This window comes from Streptomyces sp. NPDC007875, assembly GCF_042868035.1.
In the GTDB taxonomy this organism is placed as follows: Bacteria; Actinomycetota; Actinomycetes; order Streptomycetales; family Streptomycetaceae; genus Streptomyces; species Streptomyces antimycoticus.
The window spans coordinates 109,175-128,818 of sequence record NZ_JBIADZ010000020.1; the positions used below are offsets into that span (position 1 = coordinate 109,175).

Annotated in this window: 17 protein-coding genes and 1 pseudogene; 15 read left to right on the forward strand and 3 right to left on the reverse strand. The window is 71.4% G+C overall.

Annotation, left to right across the window (positions count from 1 at the left end; all coding sequences use genetic code 11):
• Positions 1 to 1,016 precede the first annotated feature (1,016 nt).
• Positions 1,017 to 1,502 carry an MSMEG_6728 family protein gene (locus ACFYOY_RS33570; RefSeq protein ID WP_351904882.1) on the forward strand — a complete coding sequence of 162 codons (486 nt, stop codon included), beginning with the start codon at positions 1,017 to 1,019 and terminating at the stop codon, positions 1,500 to 1,502.
• 79 nt (positions 1,503 to 1,581) lie between these two features.
• A pseudogene (locus tag ACFYOY_RS33575) lies at positions 1,582 to 1,755 on the forward strand (helix-turn-helix domain-containing protein); the annotation flags it as partial.
• Positions 1,756 to 1,951: 196 nt separating this feature from the next.
• Here the strand turns inward: ACFYOY_RS33575 and ACFYOY_RS33580 are convergent.
• Entirely contained in the window at positions 1,952 to 2,995 is a 1,044-nt protein-coding gene (locus tag ACFYOY_RS33580) for a LacI family DNA-binding transcriptional regulator (RefSeq protein WP_351904876.1), read from the reverse strand.
• A gap of 165 nt (positions 2,996 to 3,160) precedes the next feature.
• On the opposite strand from ACFYOY_RS33580, the gene ACFYOY_RS33585 reads away from it, so the two are divergent.
• From ACFYOY_RS33585 to ACFYOY_RS33600, 4 genes are all read left to right on the forward strand, one after another.
• Positions 3,161 to 4,489: an extracellular solute-binding protein gene (locus tag ACFYOY_RS33585; RefSeq protein ID WP_388591247.1), complete on the forward strand. Its 1,329-nt coding sequence runs from the start codon at positions 3,161 to 3,163 to the stop codon at positions 4,487 to 4,489.
• Positions 4,486 to 5,484, forward strand: coding sequence for a carbohydrate ABC transporter permease (locus tag ACFYOY_RS33590; protein WP_388591249.1), 999 nt, complete (start codon positions 4,486 to 4,488; stop codon positions 5,482 to 5,484). Before ACFYOY_RS33585 ends, ACFYOY_RS33590 begins: the two co-directional genes overlap by 4 nt.
• Positions 5,481 to 6,329 (forward strand): carbohydrate ABC transporter permease, encoded by an 849-nt coding sequence (locus tag ACFYOY_RS33595; protein ID WP_388591251.1) that lies wholly within the window; start codon positions 5,481 to 5,483, stop codon positions 6,327 to 6,329. The genes ACFYOY_RS33590 and ACFYOY_RS33595 overlap by 4 nt, the downstream gene beginning before the upstream one ends.
• Before the next feature lie 108 nt (positions 6,330 to 6,437).
• Positions 6,438 to 8,129, forward strand: a complete 1,692-nt coding sequence (locus ACFYOY_RS33600; protein ID WP_351904867.1) for a glycoside hydrolase family 13 protein — start codon at positions 6,438 to 6,440, stop codon at positions 8,127 to 8,129.
• A 117-nt stretch (positions 8,130 to 8,246) separates the two neighbouring features.
• Here the strand turns inward: ACFYOY_RS33600 and ACFYOY_RS33605 are convergent, their stop codons facing one another.
• Entirely contained in the window at positions 8,247 to 9,122 is an 876-nt protein-coding gene (locus ACFYOY_RS33605; protein WP_351904864.1) for a carbon-nitrogen hydrolase family protein, read from the reverse strand.
• 220 nt (positions 9,123 to 9,342) lie between these two features.
• Here ACFYOY_RS33605 and ACFYOY_RS33610 point away from each other — a divergent pair, with 220 nt between their 5' ends.
• Together ACFYOY_RS33610 and hisD are read left to right on the forward strand one after the other, a co-directional pair.
• On the forward strand, positions 9,343 to 10,254 hold the full coding sequence (locus ACFYOY_RS33610) for a LysR family transcriptional regulator (protein WP_044580335.1): 912 nt from the start codon (positions 9,343 to 9,345) through the stop codon (positions 10,252 to 10,254).
• A gap of 115 nt (positions 10,255 to 10,369) precedes the next feature.
• Entirely contained in the window at positions 10,370 to 11,731 is a 1,362-nt protein-coding gene (hisD, locus tag ACFYOY_RS33615) for a histidinol dehydrogenase (RefSeq protein ID WP_351904860.1), read from the forward strand.
• Between the two features lie 115 nt (positions 11,732 to 11,846).
• Here hisD and ACFYOY_RS33620 read toward each other — a convergent pair whose 3' ends face one another.
• Positions 11,847 to 12,845, reverse strand: coding sequence for a LacI family DNA-binding transcriptional regulator (locus tag ACFYOY_RS33620; protein WP_351904857.1), 999 nt, complete (start codon positions 12,843 to 12,845; stop codon positions 11,847 to 11,849).
• A 145-nt stretch (positions 12,846 to 12,990) separates the two neighbouring features.
• On the opposite strand from ACFYOY_RS33620, the gene ACFYOY_RS33625 reads away from it, so the two are divergent.
• The 7 genes from ACFYOY_RS33625 to ACFYOY_RS33655 all read left to right on the forward strand — a co-directional run bounded on the left by ACFYOY_RS33625 (position 12,991) and on the right by ACFYOY_RS33655 (position 19,504).
• Complete coding sequence (locus ACFYOY_RS33625; RefSeq protein WP_388591255.1) at positions 12,991 to 14,130, forward strand: cupin domain-containing protein; 1,140 nt, start codon at positions 12,991 to 12,993, stop codon at positions 14,128 to 14,130.
• Between the two features lie 5 nt (positions 14,131 to 14,135).
• Positions 14,136 to 14,873 (forward strand): alpha/beta fold hydrolase, encoded by a 738-nt coding sequence (locus ACFYOY_RS33630; RefSeq protein ID WP_388591257.1) that lies wholly within the window; start codon positions 14,136 to 14,138, stop codon positions 14,871 to 14,873.
• A gap of 43 nt (positions 14,874 to 14,916) precedes the next feature.
• Positions 14,917 to 15,204: a hypothetical protein gene (locus ACFYOY_RS33635; protein WP_388591259.1), complete on the forward strand. Its 288-nt coding sequence runs from the start codon at positions 14,917 to 14,919 to the stop codon at positions 15,202 to 15,204.
• Entirely contained in the window at positions 15,201 to 15,974 is a 774-nt protein-coding gene (locus tag ACFYOY_RS33640; RefSeq protein WP_044580330.1) for an SDR family NAD(P)-dependent oxidoreductase, read from the forward strand. Before ACFYOY_RS33635 ends, ACFYOY_RS33640 begins: the two co-directional genes overlap by 4 nt.
• Positions 15,971 to 16,756 (forward strand): HpcH/HpaI aldolase/citrate lyase family protein, encoded by a 786-nt coding sequence (locus ACFYOY_RS33645; RefSeq protein WP_388591261.1) that lies wholly within the window; start codon positions 15,971 to 15,973, stop codon positions 16,754 to 16,756. The genes ACFYOY_RS33640 and ACFYOY_RS33645 overlap by 4 nt, the downstream gene beginning before the upstream one ends.
• Before the next feature lie 298 nt (positions 16,757 to 17,054).
• Positions 17,055 to 18,401, forward strand: a complete 1,347-nt coding sequence (locus ACFYOY_RS33650; protein ID WP_351904842.1) for an MFS transporter — start codon at positions 17,055 to 17,057, stop codon at positions 18,399 to 18,401.
• 104 nt (positions 18,402 to 18,505) lie between these two features.
• On the forward strand, positions 18,506 to 19,504 hold the full coding sequence (locus ACFYOY_RS33655; RefSeq protein ID WP_351904839.1) for an ester cyclase: 999 nt from the start codon (positions 18,506 to 18,508) through the stop codon (positions 19,502 to 19,504).
• Positions 19,505 to 19,644: the final 140 nt, after the last annotated feature.

Consider the following 19,644-nt stretch of genomic DNA (forward strand, 5'->3'; position numbering starts at 1 on the left):
CGACCGCAAAGCCGCAGGTCAACCACCGTACAGCAATAAAGACACCCTTCAGGGTCGGGAGCCGACAAGGGGTCCTTATGCCTCTCGATGCGAAGACCATCCGAATCGATGGGGTGACCGCAGGGGCCTACGGTTGACGACGGCGCACAGGGGCGCGGTCCGGCGCTGTACGTCTAACGGATCGGGTGACGGACGAATCGGGTGCCGTTGACCCGTCTGCGAGTTGGGAGCACGAGGGCTCCCAGAGGGCTCCCCATTGCTCCCATCCAGGAAACGGTTAAGGCCGTCCCCGCTGTCCGCGGAAACGGCCTTCGACCTGCGATGATGCTGGTCGGGACGACAGGATTTGAACCTGCGACCCCTTGACCCCCAGCGGTGGGAACTCTCTGCAACAGCCGCTACCGCACCGTAACGCCCAGCCGAAGGTCGTACCCAGCCGTACGAAGCAGGGAAACGACGTGCCCAGCAGTCTCTCCACAGGAGGTCTCTCCGGCTACCGCGCTCCACATGATCTAACTCCTGCCGATTCTGGTGCCGAGGCGTGAGGGCAGGGTGCGCTGTAGGCCGGTTCGACCGACGATGCGGGGGCACTCGGCGAGGCCAGTCCGGCAACCGCTCCCGCGAGTACGGAGGCGTACGTGGCCGTTCGTCATCGTCTGCTCAAAGCCAACCCCAGCGACGTGCGGACCGCCCTGGCCGACGGCAACGAGTACCTGCGGTGGGTGGTAGGCCCTCGGGGGTCGAGCCGCTGGACGGGCAGCGCCCGCGCCCCGGCCCGGAGCTCCGCCATCAGGTCCGCCTCGGCCCTCTGCGGCTGCCCCACGAGACGGTCGTCCGCCGCTGCGAGGAGGGCGCCATCCTGGAGCTGAGCCCACACCGGTCAAGGGAAAGATCCGAGCCGCGCGCGGCATCGGCGCGACACTGGCACGCGAGACCGCCCGGCGCGGCGTCTGGCGCCGGCCCGGCGATGCGCCAGCCGTCCGCGCCGCGCAAGAGATGAGATGCGGACAGTCGAGATGCAGACGTTCCTGCCCCATTCCGACTTCCGGTGGTCGGCGCGTGAGCTCGACCGGCGGCGGCTGGGCAAGCAGCGCGTCGAGGCCCTCCAGGTCCTACGCGGCCTGACGGTGCCCGGGTACGGCTGGCGGCGGCACCCCGCCGTGCGGATGTGGACCGGATACGAAGAGGCCCTCGTCCGGTACGGGCTGGAGATGTGCCGGGTGTGGCGGGAACTGGGGCATCAGGACAGTTGCGCCGCCTCCCTGGTCGCCGGCCTCGCCGCTCACCGCCCCGGCCTCCCGGTCCGCGACCAGACCGAACTGGCAGGAGCCGGAGAACTGCCGCCGTGGCTCGGAAACGCCGCCTTCCACCGCAGTCACCAATCGGCTCTCGTACGTAAGGACCCCGGGGTGTACGCCCCTCGCTTCCCCGGCGTGCCGGACGACCTGCCCTACGTCTGGCCGGCCTCGGACCGGGAGGCCCCGGACGCGCCCGGCCCCTGAGCCACCCCGCACCCGGGATGGGCCGGCGATCGGCTACGGGCCTGCCGAAGCACAGGGAGCCTGTTGCTTGGCATGCTTTTTGCCTGGCTCGTGCCACGTCCAGCAGCGGCAACGTCCGCCAGGACGACGGCTGCTCAGTACAGCGACCAGGATCTTCTACGCGGAGGGAGCCCACTCCGTCGGCGTCGACCGGATCATCGCTGAGGCACAGGTCACGCGGGCCACGCTGTACCGGCCCTTCGCGGGCAAGGAGAACTGAACCAGGCGCTATCTCCCTGAAACCGCGCACTTCGTCGGCTTGCCCGGTGATTTCAGTGGGCACAGGGCCGATGGGCGTACCGGCCGTATGGACTTTCCCGGCCCCGGGGGCAGGCGCCCCCGACGTCTCCGGGCCTCCTCCACCGTGCTCCGGCCCGCGTCAGGCCCGGCATTCCCGAACGCCCTCCCCGTCACCGCGGACGCGGGATCGGCGCCGGGCCAGTGCTGCCCCGCGGGACGAGTTCCACCGGCAGGACCACGTGTCGCTCCCGATGCGCCTCGGGGTCGTGGATCACGCGGTGGACCAGCTCCGCTGCCGCCTCGCCCAGTCGGCGGGCCGGCTGGGCCATGGTGGACAGGTCCCACGGCTCGGCCATCGCGTGTCCGTCGAAGCCGAGGATCGACATCCGTTGCGGCACCGGGACGTTGACGCCGCGCAGCACCGTGAGAAGCCTGAAGGCGATGTCGTCCGTCTCGGCGAAGATCGCCGTAGGCGGCTCCGCAAGGCTCAGCAGCCGTCCCACCGCCGCTTCCAGGCTCGGCCCCTGCCAGTGGGCGACCTGGCGGACGAGGTCGTCGTCCTGGTCGATGCCCGCCTCCGCCAGGGCCGTGCGGTACCCGTCGAGACGGGCCCTGCTGCTCCAGGCGAAACCCGAGGCGTCCGCGGGCTCCAGATAGGCGATGCGCCGGTGGCCGAGGTTGAGCAGGTAGCGGGTGCCGCGCTGGGCGGCCTCCACGTCGTCCACGTAGACGCCGGCCCTGCCCTGTTCATGCTGGCTGACGAAGACCAGGGGCATGCCCAGGTCATCCAGGCGCGCTCGTTCCTCGGGGGAGAGCGCGAAGCTGACGACGAGCAGGGCGTCGGCGTTGCGGCGGGCCGGCAGGCGGTCGAAGAACTGTGCGCGCTGCTCGGCGGTGGTGACGCTGTAGACCAGCATGTCCAGGCCGGCCGCGTTGAGCGCGGGTGCCATGCCGGCGAGCGCCGCGCCCAGGAACCAGGAGTCGAGGTTGGGTACGAGCACGGCGACCCGGCCCGTGCGCCCCGTGACCAGACTGGACGCGCTGCGCGAAATCGCGAACGACAGCTCGCGCGCCGCCTCTTCCACGCGCGCTCGGGTCTCGGGGGACACCGTCGACAGACCGCGCAGGGTGCGGGAGACGGTCGAGGGCGAGACTCCGGCCCTCTGGGCGACGTCCGCCAAGGTGGCGCCCTTTTCTGCGACTTCACCGGCCATGCCCGGACGCTAACACAACGGTTGCCGCACCAGGACGAGCGGGTGACAGCGCTGTCATGTGAAACCTCGCAGCGCTTCAGCGGCTGTGACCGTTGACACTTCACCGTGGCGCTCCCTACGGTGCTAGCGCTGTCATCAGACAGTCCGAGAGGGGAGGAGCACGCCATGTCCCTGCACCGCAGAGCGCTGCTGACGGGCGCCGTGAGCGCCGCCGCGGCGGGCCTGCTGTCCGGATGCGGAGGAAAGGACCTCGACGACCTGCTCGCGCAGGCCGCGACCGTTCCCCGGAAACCGGCCCGGCTGACCTGGTGGGTCTCCGAGATCCCCGCACGGCGAGGCGCCGTCGTCGCGGATCTGATCATCCGTGCCTTCGAGCGGCGGCATCCTCGTATCCGCGTCTCGAAGATTAACGCGCTGTCCACCTCGGACGGCAACCGCAGCGCCATCGCCACCCAGCTCGCCGGCGGCTCCCCCCAGCCCGACGTGTACCTGGGCGACACGACGTGGCCCGCGCAATTCGGTCACTCCGCGCTCGCGCTGCCGGTGGAGACGCTGCTTCCGGACGACTTCTGGGACGCTTATCCGGCGGCCCTGCGCAGCAGTTCCACGTACCGGGGCAAGGTCTACGCGGTGCCGTTCTTCACCGACAGCACCTACCTCTTCTACCGCAAGGACCTTCTCGCCAAGCACGGGCTGCGCGTTCCCCGCAGCTGGGAGGAGCTGCTGCACACCTCCCGCACGGTGCAACGGGCCGGTGACGCGGAGGCCGGGTTCATGTGGCAGGCGGCGGTGACCGAGTCGCTGACGGCCAACGTCACCGAGTTCCTCGCCGACGCGGGCGCCGCCGTCCTGGACGGGCGGGGCAGGGCCGTACTGGGCGGAGCGGCGGCGGAGCGGGCATTCTCGCTGATGGCCGAATTCACCGCTCGCGGAGTCACGCCCCGCACCGTGGCCACGTATCAGGAATCGGACGCGCAGGACGCCTTCGTCAACGGGCGCGGGCTGTTCCTGCGCAACTGGTCGTACGCCTGGGTCAACGCGAGCACCCCCGGGGTCTCCCGCGTCGCCGGGAAGGTCGGGGCCGCGCCGCGTCCGGGCTTCGAGGGCACCGGCCGCTCCGGCGTCTCCTGTGCCGGCGGCTGGAGCAATTTCGTCAACCCCAGTTCCCAGGAGCTGGGCGCCGCCATGGAGTTCGCCCGGTTCTGCGCCGGAGGCGAGGTGCAACGCCTCCTGGCCCGGGAAGCCGGTGTCATCCCCGCGATGACCTCCGTGCTCGACGGCCGGGAGGCGCGCGCCGCCGGCGACCCGACGGTCTTGCGCGCCGCCGACCTGCGGCTGGTCGCCCGGCCCGTGCAGACCCCGCACTACCCGCAGGTCAGCAAGGCGCTGTACACCCCGGCGAACGCCGTCGTGCGCGGCAGCCTCTCCCCCGCGGCCGGCGTCCGCGCCGCACGCGAGGGGCTGCGTACGGCCCTGGAAGGAAAAGCGCTGTGAGTTCCGTACTGCAGACGAAGACCGCGGGAACGCCGTCGAAGGGCGAGGGTGGCGGCGCACGTGCCGGGGCCTCGCGGCAGTCCCCGATGAGCACACCCCCGGGCTCCGCCGCCCGCCGTCGCGCTCGCACCGGATGGCTGTTCGCCTCCCCCGCGCTCCTGATCATCGCCGCGGTGACGGTCTTCCCCGTCGTCTTCTCGCTGGTGCTGTCGTTCTGCGAGGTCCGGCTCGAGTACGGCGGCCTGCGGCTCGGCTCGCCCACCCTGGCTCACTACGAGGCACTCCTGACGCACTCCGAGTGGTACCGGGCCCTCGCGTTCACACTGGGCTTCACGATCGTCTCGGTCTTCATCGAGCTGGTTCTCGGGACGCTCACGGCGCTCGTCCTGGAACGGCTCGGCGCCGCCCGTGGCTGGATCCTCGCCCTGCTTCTGCTGCCCTGGGCGCTGATCAATGTGATCGCCGCACAGCTGTGGTCGTACCTGTTCAACGGGAGCTATGGCGCGGTGAGTTGGCTGTGTGAGGAGCTGTTCGGCGCCCAGCCCGACATTCTCGGGCGGCCGGTGCCCGCGATGGCGGCGATGGTCGCCGTCGACGTGTGGAAGACGACACCGTTCGTCGCCATCGTCGTTCTCGCCGGTCTGATGCTCATCCCGGGGGACGTCTACGAAGCCGCCGAGATCGACGGCGCCAACGCGTGGACCACCTTCTGGAGGGTCACGCTGCCGCAGCTGCGGCCCATCGTCGCCATCGCGGTCCTCTTCCGCATCCTCCAGGCGTTCGGCATCTTCGACCTGCCGTTCGTGCTGACCCAGGGCGGTCCGGGCACGGCCACCCAGTCGGTGGCGATCCTCGGGTACCGCATCCTCTTCCAGAATCTCGACTTCGGAGGCGGCGCCGCCGTCGCGGTCACCACCGCTGTCATCGTCCTGGGCTGCTGCCTGTTGTTCCTGCGCGTCTTCCGCGCCCACGTCGACGAGGGAGGCCGGGCATGAGCCGCCACGTCCCGCGCACGGGCGTGCGCCGTTACGTCAATGTCGTCAACCTCGGCGGGCTGCTGATCGCCGTATGCGCCACGCTGCCCCTGGTCTGGATGGCGTCCGCCTCCCTGAAGGGGCCCGGCGAGATCAGCGCGACGCCGCCCTCTCCGCTGCCGAAGCACCCCACCCTCAGCAACTACGAGACCGCGTTCGCCCGCAACGGGATCGGCCACTACTTCCTCAACAGCGTCGTCGTGGCCGGTGTCTCCACCGTGCTGATCCTGTCCCTGGCGTTCTTCGCCGGATACGCCCTCGCCCGGCTGCCGCTGCGCGGGCGCGGGGCCGTCATGACAGCGCTGCTGATGCTGTCGGTCTTCCCGCCGATCGCCCTGCTCGTCCCCCTGTTCCTGATGGAGCGCCAGGCCGGGCTGCTCAACAGCTATCCGGGCCTGGTCATCCCGTACGTGGCGCTGAATCTGCCGTTCGCGATCTGGATCATGCGCAACTACCTCAGCGGCATTCCGGGCGAGCTGGAGGAGGCCGCCGTCGTCGACGGCGCCGGCCCGCTGCGCACCGCCCTGACGGTGATCCTGCCGCTGGCCCGGCCGGGGCTGTTCACGGCCGGGGTGTTCTCCTTCACCGCGACCTGGTCGGAGTTCCTGCTCGCGCTCACCTTCAACGGCTCCGATGACCGCCGCACCGTCTCCGTCGGCATCGCGCTGTTCACCAGCCAGTACCAGGTTCCGTACGGCGTGATCTTCGCCGGCGCCATGGTGGCCACCGTGCCGATCGCGCTCCTGGTACTGATCTTCCGCCGGTCGGTCGTCTCCGGCATGACCACCGGCGCCGTGAAGGGCTGAGCGGCCCCGCACGAAGCCGCGTCCCGCGTGACGGCCGCCCCCGGCCCTTCCCTCCACCTGTCCGCACACCCGCACCCGACCCTGGGCACGCGCCCGAGAGGTTCACAGATGCCCCACCGCGACTCCCCCGCCCCTTCCCCGCACGATGCGGACTGGTGGCGGCAGGCCGTCGTCTACCAGATCTACCCTCGCAGTTTCGCCGACTTCGACGGTGACGGCATCGGTGACATCCCCGGCGTCACCTCCCGTCTGCCCTACCTCGCCGACCTCGGCGTGGACGCCGTCTGGCTGAGCCCGTTCTACCCCTCGCAGCTCGCCGACGGCGGCTACGACGTCGCCGACTACCGCGACGTCGACCCCCGGCTCGGCACCCTCGACGACTTCGACGAGATGGTCGGCGCGGCCCGCCGGCTCGGCCTGAAGATCATGGTCGACATCGTCCCCAACCACTCCTCCGACCAGCACGTCTGGTTCCAGGAGGCGCTCGCGGCCGCGCCCGGCTCGGCCGCCCGCGAGCGCTACGTCTTCCGCGACGGCCGGGGGGAGGACGGTGAACTGCCGCCCACCGACTGGCCGTCCAGCTTCGGCGGCCCCGCCTGGACCCGGGTGCCGGACGGCCAGTGGTACCTGCACCTCTACGCCCCCCAGCAGCCCGACTTCAACTGGGACAACCCCGAGGTCCGCGAGGACTTCCACGACACCCTGCGGTTCTGGTCCGACCGGGGCGTCGCCGGCTTCCGCGTCGACGTCGCCCACGGCCTCGCCAAGGACCTGCGCGCACCGCTGCGCGACCTCGGCGAGCAGCGGAATTACCAGCCCGACGAACTGCCGGACGACGGCAGTCATCCGCTGTGGGACCGCGACGCGGTGCACGAGATCTACCGCGGCTGGCGGCAGGTCTTCGACGCGTACGACCCGCCGCGCTTCGCCGTCGCCGAAGCCTGGGTGCGTGCCTCACGGCGTACGGCCTACGCCTCCGCGGACGGGCTGGGCCAGGCGTTCAACTTCGATTTCCTCGGCGCCCGGCTCGACGCCGCCGAGTTGCACACCATCATCGACTCCGCCCTCGCCGACGCCCGCGCGGCGGGGGCGACCAGCACCTGGGTGCTCTCCAACCACGACGTGGTGCGTCATGTCTCGCGCTACGCCCTGCCCGGCGACTACACCAAGCGCGATATCGAGGCGTGGCTGCTCACCGACGGCCGGGAACCGGCCCCGGACCTGCCGACGGGTGTGCGCAAGGCGCGTGCCGCGGCGCTGTTGATGCTGGCGCTGCCCGGGTCCGCGTACCTCTACCAGGGCGAGGAGCTGGGTCTGCCCGAGGTCGCCGACCTGGACCGCGCGGACCTGCGGGACCCGATGTGGGTACGCAGCGGCGGACGCGTCAAGGGCCGCGACGGCTGCCGGGTGCCGCTGCCGTGGACCCGCGAGGGCACGAGCTTCGGATTCGGCCCCGGTGGCTCGTGGCTGCCGCAGCCCGCCGGCTGGGGCCGGTACGCGGCGGACGCGCAGCGCGGTGACAAGCAGTCCTTCCTGGAGCTGTACCGCGAGGCCCTGCGGCTGCGCCGCACGCTGGTCGCGGGCGAGCGGCTGGAGTGGGTCGGCTCGCGGGAGCGGACGCGTCAGGGGCTGCTGCACTTCGCCCGCGCCGGCGGCTGGCACACCGTCGGCAACCTCTCCGGGGAGCCCGTCCCGCTGCCGCGGGGTGAGGTTCTTCTCGCCTCCGGCCCGCTGACCGGTGACGAGCTCCCGCCGTGGACGACCGCCTGGCTGCGGACCGGGTCCGCCTCCGACCGCTGAGGAGCGGTGCCTGGCTCGCTCCGTGAGGCCGGCCGGTGGTGCCGTTCGACCGTGCGCCGGGGGACGTACGGCCGGGCGGCAGCGGTCGCCCAGGCGGTCACCGCGCGGGCCGCCGGCTCACGGGCGGGCCCCGCGACGCCAGCGCTCGGGGTCGATCCGGCCCGCGTACAGGGGGAGTTCGAGCGGCGGCTGGCCGTCCTCGAACGGGTCCCACACCCGGGTGAGGCCCGCGGTTCCCCGCGTGCGCACCCGGCGGGCCTCGGCGAGGTCGAGCACGTCCGTCAGAACCTCTTCCGGGCCGGGCCCGGCCTCGGCCCGCAGGTGCCCCTCGGGGTCCACGACGACGCTGCGCCCGACGCCGTCCGGCGCCGCCGCGTTGAGGCTGGCCATGAACACCTGGTTCACGATCGCGTTGGCCTGCGCGAGCACGACTTCCTGGGCGCGGTCGACGGTGGGCGTGCGCACCAGGTTCAGTACGAGGTCGGCGCCCTGCCACGCCAGGTGGCGGGTGATCTCGGGGAACCAGGCGTCGTAGCAGATCGTCAGGCCCACGCGTCCGTGGTCCGCCATGTCGAAGACCACGAAACTGCTGCCGGACGCCGTGGTCTCGTAGGGCCGCCACGGGAAGATCTTGCGGTACTCCGCGACCCGTTCGCCCGCGGGCGAGTAGACGGGGGCCGTGTTGTAGATCCGGCCGTCCGCGCCCTGCTCGTAGACGCTGCCGGGCACGAGCCAGATGCCCAGTTCGCGGGCGAGGGACGCCAGCCGGGTGCCGCGGGGGCCGTCCAGCGGCCGGGCCGCCGCGGTCATGACCGTCTCGGCGTCCTCGCCGGGCTTGTGGCCGCACAGGTGCAGTTCCGGATACGCGAGCAGCCGGACACCGGGATGCGCCTCGGTGACGCGGCGTACGTCCGCGGCGAACGCGTCCGGATCGTCGGCGGCGTGATGCCGCGCGGCCGTCTGGACGAGGCCGATCGGCAAGGGGATCGTCATCGCAGGGGCAACCTTCCGCGCAGGGGGTGTCCGGGGGCGCGGACGAGCCAATCATCGGCACCTTCCACGGGACAAGGCCCCTTCTTCCAGCGGCATCCACAGGGAGACCCAGTGGGTCCGGAGCGGCACCCATCCGGCGGCCGCGCCGGAGTTCCGTGGTAGAACGACAATCATCGCGTCCGTGACGCGGATCACCGACTCGACAGGACACAGGCGACGTATGACCCTCAACCAGCTGAGGGCCTTCGTCGAGGCGGAGCGGCTCGGGTCGTTCACCGCAGCGGCGCGGGCCATGGACATCGCCCAGGCGTCGGCCTCCGAACTGGTGCGCCGGCTGGAGGCGGAACTGGACGCCGAACTGTTCGCGCGCGGCAGCCGCACCCTGACCCTGACCTCGGCCGGCCAGGAACTGCTGCCGTACGCCCAGCAGGCGCTGGAGGCCGCCGAGAGCGGGACCCGGGCGGTGCGCTCCCTGAGCTCGCTGGGCGGCGGGACCGCCACCTTCGGTGTGCTCCGCAACGCGGACTACTACCTGCTGTCCAACCTCGTGCAGATGTTCCACGCCCGGTATCCGTCCGTCCGGGTCCGCCTCGTGGGGCAGAACTCGGCCGAGACCGCGGCGGCCGTGGCCGCGGGACGGATCGAGGCGGGCCTGGTCGTCCTGCCGATCGACGACGAGGGGCTGATGGTGACACCGCTCCTTCGCGACGAGGTGTTCTTCGTCAGCGCGAGCGAGGAACGCACCCGCACACCGATGACGATGGAGACCTTCGCCCGGACACCCCTGGTCCTCTACGACGCCCACTACGGGTGGCAGGACCCCACCCGGCGGCAGCTCGCGGAGCGGGCGCAGCTCGCCGGGGTCAGCATCGATCCGCTGATCGAGCTGGAACATGTCGAGGCCGCGCTGGGCCTGGTGGCCGCCGGGGTGGGCGACACGATCGCCAGCCGGGCGGTGATCGCCGGACCGGCGTTTCCCGCGGGGCTGCGCACCGCCCCGTTCGCCGACCCCCTCTACGACACGATCGCCCTGGTCAAACGGCGGGGGCATCCGCTGTCGCGGGCCACGCGGGAGCTGGCCCGGCTCGCCGAGGACACCTTGCGCGAACTCCGTACCGACCTCGGCCTCTGATCGGCCGGGCGCACGGGGCGTGGGTGGGCACGCCCCAAAAGACAGGGAAACCCTGTGGTTCGGACAGGAATGGACCCTCTGGTCCTGTGGTGCCGCGACGTCTAGCGTCCTTGCCATGCAGATCACGCACGACGAAGCCCAGGCCCTTCCCCCGTTCCAGTGGCTCAAGAAGCCGTCCGTGGACGGTCCCCCCGCTCAGCGCGACCCCAAGGTGGTCGAGCGGGTCTCGCAGATGCTGAAGGAGATCGAGCACAAGGGCATGGACGCGGTGCGCGCCTACGCCCAGGAGCTGGACGGCTGGTCCGGCGGCCTGGAGATCGGGGCCGCCGAGCTGAAGAAGTCGGGGGACGCCCTGCCCCCGGACGTGCGCACCGCTCTGGAGATGGGCTACGAGCGCACCCACCGGTTCGCCGCCGCGCAGCGCGAGCACCTGACGGACTTCGAGGCCGAGGTCGCTCCCGGTGTCCTCGGTGGCCAGCGCTACGTTCCCGTCTCCCGCGTCGGCGCCTACCTGCCGGCCGGTCGTTTCCCGCTGCTCGCCAGCGCCTTCATGACGGTGAACGTGGCGAAGACCGCCGGGGTGCCCACCGTGCTGGCGTGCACTCCCCCGTCGGGTGAGCACGGCGCGCATCCCGCCGTGCTGTACGGCGCCTATTTGTCGCGGGCCGACCGGGTCTTCGCGCTCGGTGGTGTCCAGGCGCTCGGAGCGATGGCCTTCGGTCTGCTCGGCGAGGCCCCGGTCGACATGCTGGTCGGCGCGGGCAACGCGTTCGTCACCGAGGCGAAGCGGCAGCTGTTCGGCCGGGTCGGCATCGACCTGCTGGCCGGCCCCTCCGAGGTCGCCGTCATCGCCGACGACAGCGCCGATCCGGTGTGGGTCGCGGCGGACCTGCTGGGCCAGGCCGAGCACGGCCCCAACTCGCCCGCCGCCCTGATCACCACGTCCGAGCAGCAGGGGCACGCCGTGATCGCGGAGGTGGAGCGCCAGCTGGCGTCCCTGGCCACCCGGGACATCGCGGGCCCGGCGTGGCGCGACTTCGGTTCCGTCATCGTGGTGGAGGACCGGGCCCACGCCGTCGCCGTGGCCGACATGATCGCTCCCGAACACCTGGAGATCCAGACCGAGGACGACGACTACTACCTGGAGAACCTCTCCAACTACGGCTCGCTGTTCATCGGGGCGTGGTCGACGGTCGCCTACTCCGACAAGGGCATCGCGGGCACCAACCACGTGCTGCCCACGGGCAAGACCGCCCGCTACAACGCGGGGCTCTCCGTCTCCCGGTTCCTGAAGCCGCTGACGTACCAACGCGCCTCGCAGGAGGGGACCGCGTCCCTGGCTCCCGCCGTCGAGCGCATCTCGGCGTTCGAGGGGCTGGCCGCCCACGGCGCCACCGCGACGCTCCGCATCGACCGGATCGGGCGGACGTCCGGCGCGTTCGACGACGTTCCGGCCGCTCTGCGCGACCAGCTCTGATCCCCTCTCGTGCCGCAGCGTCGCGTGCGGCGGCACGGGACCGCCGGTGCGGCCGCCACCGTCGCCTACATCGCCGGGGTGCTCCAGGAGCGGCCGGCCTGACGGCCGTGACGGCTCATTGGACGCGGGCGTGGGTGGCGCGGGGGACGAACTCGGTCGGCAGGACCAGGCGTTCACCGGCCGGGTCGACGTCCTCGGCGATCCGCCGGACCAGCAGACGCGCCGCCTGACGCGACAGCTCCCGCAGGTCGTGCCGGACGGTGGTGAGCTGGAACACCTCCCAGGCGGCCATCGGAAGGTCGTCGAAGCCGATGACGGTGAGCTCGTCGGGGATTTTGACACCAGCGGCGAGAGCCGCGTTCAGGACACCGATGGCGACGACGTCGTTGCCGCAGAACACCGCCGTGGGTGCCTCGTCCGCCTCGAGCAGGGCGGGCAGCGCCCGGTAGCCGGTGTCGTACTCGAACGCTCCGCGCACCACCCGGTTCTCCGGCAGCCCCACGCCCGCCTCGGCGAGAGCCCACCGGAAGCCCATTTCGCGCTCGCGCCCCGTCGTGGTGTTGGCCGCGCCGAAGATGCCGGCGATACGCCGGTGTCCCAGGGCCACGAGTTCCCGGGCGACGAGCCGTCCGCCGCCCTCGTTGTCGACGACGGAGGCGAAGTCGCCGGCCCGGCCCGTGTCGCGGTTGAGGAAGACGTAGGGCACGCCGCGTCCCTCCAGCTGGGCCGGCAGGCGGGAGTCGGTGGTGGCTGTGGCGAGGACGACGCCGTCCATCGACTGGTCGAGCAGCTTCTGCTCGGCGACCGCCTCGTCGGACCGCTCGGTGATCAGCATCATCCGGTAGCCGAGGTCGCTCAGTTCGTCGTGGAGCGGGGCGATGAGATGCGGGTAGAACGGGTTGGTCAGGTCGGTGACGATGACACCGATCCGCCGCGTGGCACGCGTCGAGAGGGTGCGTCCGGCCTCGCTCGGCACGTAGTTCAGCGCCTGGGCGGCCCGCTTGACCTTCTCGCGGGTGGCCTGGGACACGCGCGGGTCGTCACGCAACGCGCGGGAGACCGTGGGCTGCGAGACACCGGCCAGCCTGGCCACGTCGTGACTGGTGATCCCCATCGGCCCTCTCCTCACTGCCACCGGCGCCCCCGGTGGCGCACCCGATTCAGTATACGTATGTCAAAACACGGTCGCACCCCTCTTGACATCCTCCGATCCAGTGCCTGTTATGGAATGCATACGTATTCCCAACCAAGGAGCGGTCATGCCCGATGTCGTCGTATCGCCCAGTGAGCTGGCCCGCCGTACGGTGCGCCGCAGCGACTTCGTCTCCTGCAACCAGGCATTCATCGACTGCCGTACGCCCGGTTCGGATCGCAAGGAGAACTACGCGATGATCGGGCCGGGCGTCTCGCAGGCCGCCGGCCAGCACGTCAACCTCCGGCTGCCGCACGGCTACAACATCGGTGCCGCCGCGATGCCGCACGGCATCACCAACAACCTGCACCTGCACTACACGGCCGAGGTGTTCATCTGCACCGCGGGCGAATACCTGCTGCGCTGGGGCGTCGACGGCACCGAAGGCGAACTCACGCTCAGGGCCGGTGACATCGCCTCCGTCCCGACCTGGATCTTCCGCGGATTCACCAACACCGGACCGGACGACGGCTGGCTGTTCACCGTGCTGGGCATGGACGACACCGGCGGCATCATCTGGGGCCCGTCGGTCCTACGGGAGGCGCGGAACCACGGCCTGTACCTCACCGCCGACAACAAGCTCGTCGACACCGTCGCCGGCGACACCGTCCCGCCGGAGTCCGAGCTCGTCACCCCCCTGGCCCAGGAACACCTCGACCGGCTGCGCCACTACACCCCCGACGAGATGAAGCGCCGGATCGCCGCCGCGGACGAGCTGGTGTTCTCCGATCACCCCTTCCTCGACAGCACCCTGCCCGGCGGCGGCGCCCGTCTGAGCTGCGTCATCGGCTTCGGCATGACCGAGGACCCGCACCAGGAGCCCCGCGTGTTCAATCCGCACGGGCACAACGTCGCCTGGCTCCGCGCCGGCCCCGGGCAGGGTGTCTCGGCGCACCGACAGCACGAGACCCAGACCCTGATCGTGAAGGACGGTCTGTGGGAGATCACCCTCAACCGCACCGACCCCGTCTCGGTGCGTCTCGGCCCCCGTGACATGCTCTCCGTCCCGCAGGACGCCTGGCGCTCCGTGCGCAACGTCGGCGACGAGCGGAGCGACCTCCTCGTGGTCAACTCCGGTGACGGACGCGTCCGCCTGGAGTGGGACGAGGAGGTGCGCAAGGCCGCGGCGGACGCGGGCCTGGGCATCGACCACAACGGGTACGTCGCCCCGTACGCGCTGCTGCCCCGCTCCGCGCGCACCTGGTGACCGGCGTGCCGTACGAGGACAGGGCCGGTCCGCTGCCGCTCGTCGTCGTGCCCGGAATGCTCTGCGACGCGAGTCTGTGGCGTGACGTCGACTTTCCCGAAGGCCACGACGTCCACCACATCCCGCTGCGGCGAGCGGACATCGGGGCGCTCGCCGAGGACGTGCTCGCCACGGTTCCGGGCCCATTCGTGCTCGTCGGCCTCAGCCTGGGGGCCATCGTCGGCTTCGAGGCGCTGCGCCGGGCGCCCGAGCGCATCGCGGGCCTGTGCGTGATGGCGACCAACGCGGGTGCGCCGCGCCCCGAGCAGTACGCGGCCTGGCGGGCGATGGACGAGCTGATCGCGGCCGGCCGGTTCACGGACGTCGTCGAGGAGACGCTGCCGGACATGTTCCCCGACCGGTGCCCGACGCCCGGGGCCGCGCGGCGCTACCGCGGCATGGCGCACGCCGTGGGCGCCACCGCCGCCCGCGCCCAGCTCGCCGCGCAGGCGACCCGCACGGACGCGACCGGCGTACTGCGTACGGCCCGCTGCCCCACCGGGGTCCTGGCCGGGGCGCGGGACACGCTGTGCCCGCCCGCCTTCCACCAGGCGATCGCGGACTCGGTCCCCGGAGCCGGCCTGACGCTGCTGCCCGACGCGGGACACCTGCTGCCGTGGCAACGGCCCGAGGCGGTGACGGCCGCGCTGCGCGAAGTGGTCACGGCCGCCACCAATACGACACCTGCGGCTGCCGCCCCGTGAACTCACCTCCTGCCCCCTTCGTCCCCACTGGAAGAGAGCCGTCATGCCTCGACACCTCACGTCCCCCGAGCCCGGCGGGCACGTGACCGCGGCCCGGCCGGATGTCGCCGAGCGCGTCCACGACCCCCTCGACGACATCCGCCGGCCCGGCGACGACGCCGTCCGCCCGTACTCCGAGTCCGCCGCGCTGCTCGGCGAGGTGTGCGGCCGGGCCCCGCGCCTCGACCTCGCCCGGGGCCACGCCCGCACCGCTGACATCCGCACCGGTGACGCCCGTGCCGCCGAGTACGGCAAGGGCACCGTGCCGTGGAACGAGGAGGGCGGCGCATGAGCGGCCGCACCGCACCGCTGACCGGCCGCACCGCGCTCGTCACCGGGGGAGGCAGCGGCCTCGGCCGGGCCATCACACGGTCCCTGCTCGCCGACGGGGCCCGGGTGGTGATCACGGGCCGCGACGAGACCACGCTCAAGGAGACCGTGTCGCGGCTCGGCCCACAGGTCTCGCACCGCGTCTGCGACGTCTCCCGCCCCGACGACGTCGAGGAGCTCGCCCGAAGTCTGACCGGAGAGGAGATATCGATCCTGGTCAACAACGCCGGGGTCGCCGGGCCGGTGGCACCGCTCACCGAGATCACCCCGCAGGACTGGGACGAGGTCTTCGATGTGAACGTGCGCGGGGTGTTCCTGATGTGCCGGGCCTTCCTGCCCCCCATGACCGGGCGGGGCGCGGGCGACATCATCAACATCGCCTCGGTCTCGGGCAAACGCCCGCTCCTGCGGCGCACCCCGTACTGTGCGTCGAAGATGGCGGTCATCGGTCTCACGACCACGCTGGCCGGCGAGGTCGGGCCGCTGGGCGTCACGGTCAACTCCCTCTCCCCCGGGCCCGTCGCGGGGCCACGCATGGAGCGCAACTTCCGTCTGGAGGCGGAGCGCACGGGCAGCACCTACGCGCAGGCCGAGCAGGCGTTCGTCGCGCGCTCCGCCCTGGGGCGGATGGTCACCGAGGACGAGGTGGGCGAGGCCGTCAGCGCGATGCTGCGCATGCGCGGACTGTGCGGGGCCGACATCGACCTCTCCGCGGGGATGGTGGCCCGGTGACGGCGCGCGGCACACCGCACCGCAGCCTCAAACAGCGCCTGGCGGACGGCGAGCGGCTGCGGGGCATCCTGCTGCGGCTCCCCTCGGAGACGCTGGTGGAGATGGCGGGGGTCGCGGGCTTCGACTATGTCGTCATCGACTGCGAGCACGGGCCGGCCGACACGGCGCTGCTTCAACAGCACCTCACGGCCGCCGCGGCGCACGGGATCGACGTGCTGGTCCGCGTGGGCTCGGCTGAGCCGGCGCTCGCGCTGCGCTGCCTCGACCTGGGCGCCGCCGGGCTGATCCACCCGCATGTGGACAGCCGCGAGGACGCCCGACGAGCGGTGGCCGCCAGCCACTACCCACCGTGGGGAGAGCGGGGTTTCGCCACCTACAGCAGAGCGGGCCGGTTCGGCACGGTCACGGCAGCCGACCATGTGGCCGCGTCCCGCGAAACCCTGGTCGTGGCGATGGTCGAGACACGGCGCGCCTGCGCTGACGCCGCCGCGATCGCCGGCACCCATGGGGTGGACGCGGTCCTGGTGGGCCCCGCCGACCTGGCCGCGGACTGTGGCTTCCCGGAGCCCTGCGTCGTCGACGGGCTGATCGCCCGGGCGCACAACGCGGCGCGCGCCAACAAGCGCGCGGTGATGGCGATCGTGCCGACCCTCGACGCCGCCCGGGCCGCCGAGCGCCAGGGGGCTCAGCTGATCCTCTACAACATGGCTCATGTGCTCGTGGCCACCCTGCGCCGCCTGGCCTCGTCCGACAGGACGAGCGCGGCCGAAGACCTCGGATGAGACGAGCGCGGCCGAAATCCCCACCTGAGACGAGCACGGCCGAAACCCCGGCCTGAGACGAGCATGGCCGAAATCCCCGGTCCGACCGGCCGGGGGCAGGCCGACTTCGCCGACCGACGCGCCCGATGGCGGGGGCGTCGTGTACCCCTGCGTGCCGCGGTGGCGAGCTGTCGGCTGCCGCCCTCCGGGACCGTCGCATTCTCCCGCGACCAACCCTTGACGCCCCACATCCGGATCCTTAGCGTTCACGACCAATTCATACGCATGCACACCCCGTCCCCGCGCGATCGGAGAAGCCATGTCCGCCGCAGCGCCACCCAGCCCAGCCGTCGGCTCCCCCCAGGTCGACCTACATAAGCGGAACGCGATACGCCGAGCCATTGGCGCGGGCAGCATCGGTAATTTCGTCGAACAGTTCGACTACGGACTGTACGGCTACATGGCGCCGATCATGGCTCCGGCGTTCTTCCCCGACAGCGACAGGACCGTGGCGGTGCTGGGCACGTACGCGATCATCGCCGTCGCCTGCCTTTTCCGCCCGCTCGGCGGCACCCTCGTGGGCCGCTGGGGCGACCGGGTCGGCCGCAAGAAGACGCTGCTGTGGACCATCGTGGCCATGGGCGTGGCCACCGCCCTGATCGGGGTCCTGCCCACGTACCAGCAGATCGGCATCGGTGCGCCGATCCTGCTCCTGCTGCTTCGCGTCGTCCAGGGCGCGGTCTCCGGCGGCGAGTACGTCGGAGCCGTCGCGTTCATCGTGGAGTGGGCGGAGCCGAACCGGCGGGCCTACTACACGTCGTACGCCTCCAACAGCTGCTTCGTCGGCACCCTCGCGGGCGCCGGTACGGCGGCCCTGACCAGCTGGGTGTTCGAGGGCGAGGCCCTGGACTCGTACGGTTGGCGCATCCCGTTCCTGCTGGCGATCCCGCTCAGCCTGGTCGGGATGTGGCTGCGCCGTCACATCGAGGAGACCCCGGAGTTCATCCGCGCGACCGAGGAAGGAACGGACGTCGTCAAGGCACCGGTCCGTGAGGCGTTGCGTTCGCAGTGGCGGCCGATCCTGGTCTTCTGCGGAATCTCGATCATGCTCGCGATCCTCTCCTACAGCTGGGTCACCTTCTATCCGCAGTACCTGACCGGCACGCTCGACCTGCCGCGCTGGATGGGCCTGGCCTCGAACGCCATCTCCATCGCCGTCCTCATCCCGACCCTGCCGCTGGCCGGCATGCTGTCGGACCGTATCGGGCGCAAGCCGATGCTCGTCACCGGCGCCATCGCCTGCATCGTGCTGGTCCCGATCGCCTTCCGGGTCGGCGAGCACGGCACCTTCGGAACCGCCGTGGCCAGCCAACTCATCTACATCGTGCCGGAATTCTTCCTCACCGGCATCGTCACCGTCTGCGCGGCCGAACTCTTTGCCACCCGCACCCGGTTCAGCGCCAGCGCCATCGCGTACAACAGCTCGTTCTCCATCTTCATGGGCATCACGCCGTTCGTCGCGACGCTGCTGGTCAGCACCTTCGACACCATCTACGCCGTCTGGGCCTATCTGGCGGTGGCCGCTCTCCTGGCCCTGGTCGTCGTGAGCGCCTTCATGACGGAGACCTACCGGAGCCAACTGGGCGCGGACAAGTTCGCCCGCTAGCACGGCGGGAAGCCCGGCTCCGGCGCCCCGGGCAGGCAGCCTCCACGGCTACCCTCCTGACCATCCACCTACATACGCATTCACACCACTGGAACGGAAGCACCATGCCCCTGGACCCCGTCGCGTACCTCCCCTACAAGGACCCGGACGACTTCATCCGCGAGGTGACCGACCGCATCTGGGTCGACCGCGACATCGCCTACATCGTCGACAACTACGAGCCCGACTCGATCGTGCACACCAGCCTCGGAACCGTCGTCGGCCGTGACGGTGTCATCGAAGGCAGCACGATCCGCATGGCCAGCACGCCGGGCCACATCGGCCAGGCGGAGGACGTGGTGTGGGAGGCGCGCGGCGACGACGCCTTCCTCAGCTCCCACCTGGTCTTCTCCGCCGACGAGCACCTCGTGGACGGCCGCAGCATCCGCATCCGCAAACGCACGGTGGCCAACTGCCTGTACCGACGCGGCCGGATGGTCGAGGAGTGGGTGGTGCGCGACGAACTGGCCGACTGCCTACAGCGCGGCCTGGACCCGGCGGAGGCCGCTCGCGAGCTGACCTTCCAGGGGTACAGCGGCTCCATGCTCGACGAGCCGCCGCAAGACGTGCTGCTGAATGGGGTCAGCGGTCCGCGTCCGGACGAGTTCCGTCCCGAGTGCGAGATGGTGCTCGAGTTCATCGACGAGGTGTGGACGCGGCGCCGGCTGCACAGGGTCAAGGACTTCATGGAACGCGATCTGTTCCTCCACACGATCGGCGACCGGACCGTTATCCGCCCCGAGCGCTATCAGAGCGACCTCCTCGCCATGGTCGGCCCCTTCCCCGACGCGCGGTTCGCCGTCCGCGACATCCAGACGAACCACTCCCCGCGGTACGGGGGCCTGCGCGTGGCCGTCCTGTGGACCATGCACGGCAGCTACCGCGGCGTCCCGGCCTTCGGCCCCCTCACCGGCCGGCCGGTCACGGTGCTCGGCGTCTCCCAGTTCCTGATCCTGGAGGGCCGCATCGTGAAGGAGGTCCGCGTCTACGACGAGATCTCGCTGCGTGCACAGATCAACGCGACACGCGAGGACGGCTCGCAGGTCGAGGCCAACATCTACTGAGCTCCCCTGACGTGGGCGGCCCCCCCCCGAAACACCCGTGGCGGGCCCCCCCCCGCGGGGCGCGCCCCACCCGGCCCCCCTCCGGGACCCCGGCCCGCCCACGCGCGCCGCGAACGTCCGGCGCACGCAGCGGTGCGGCG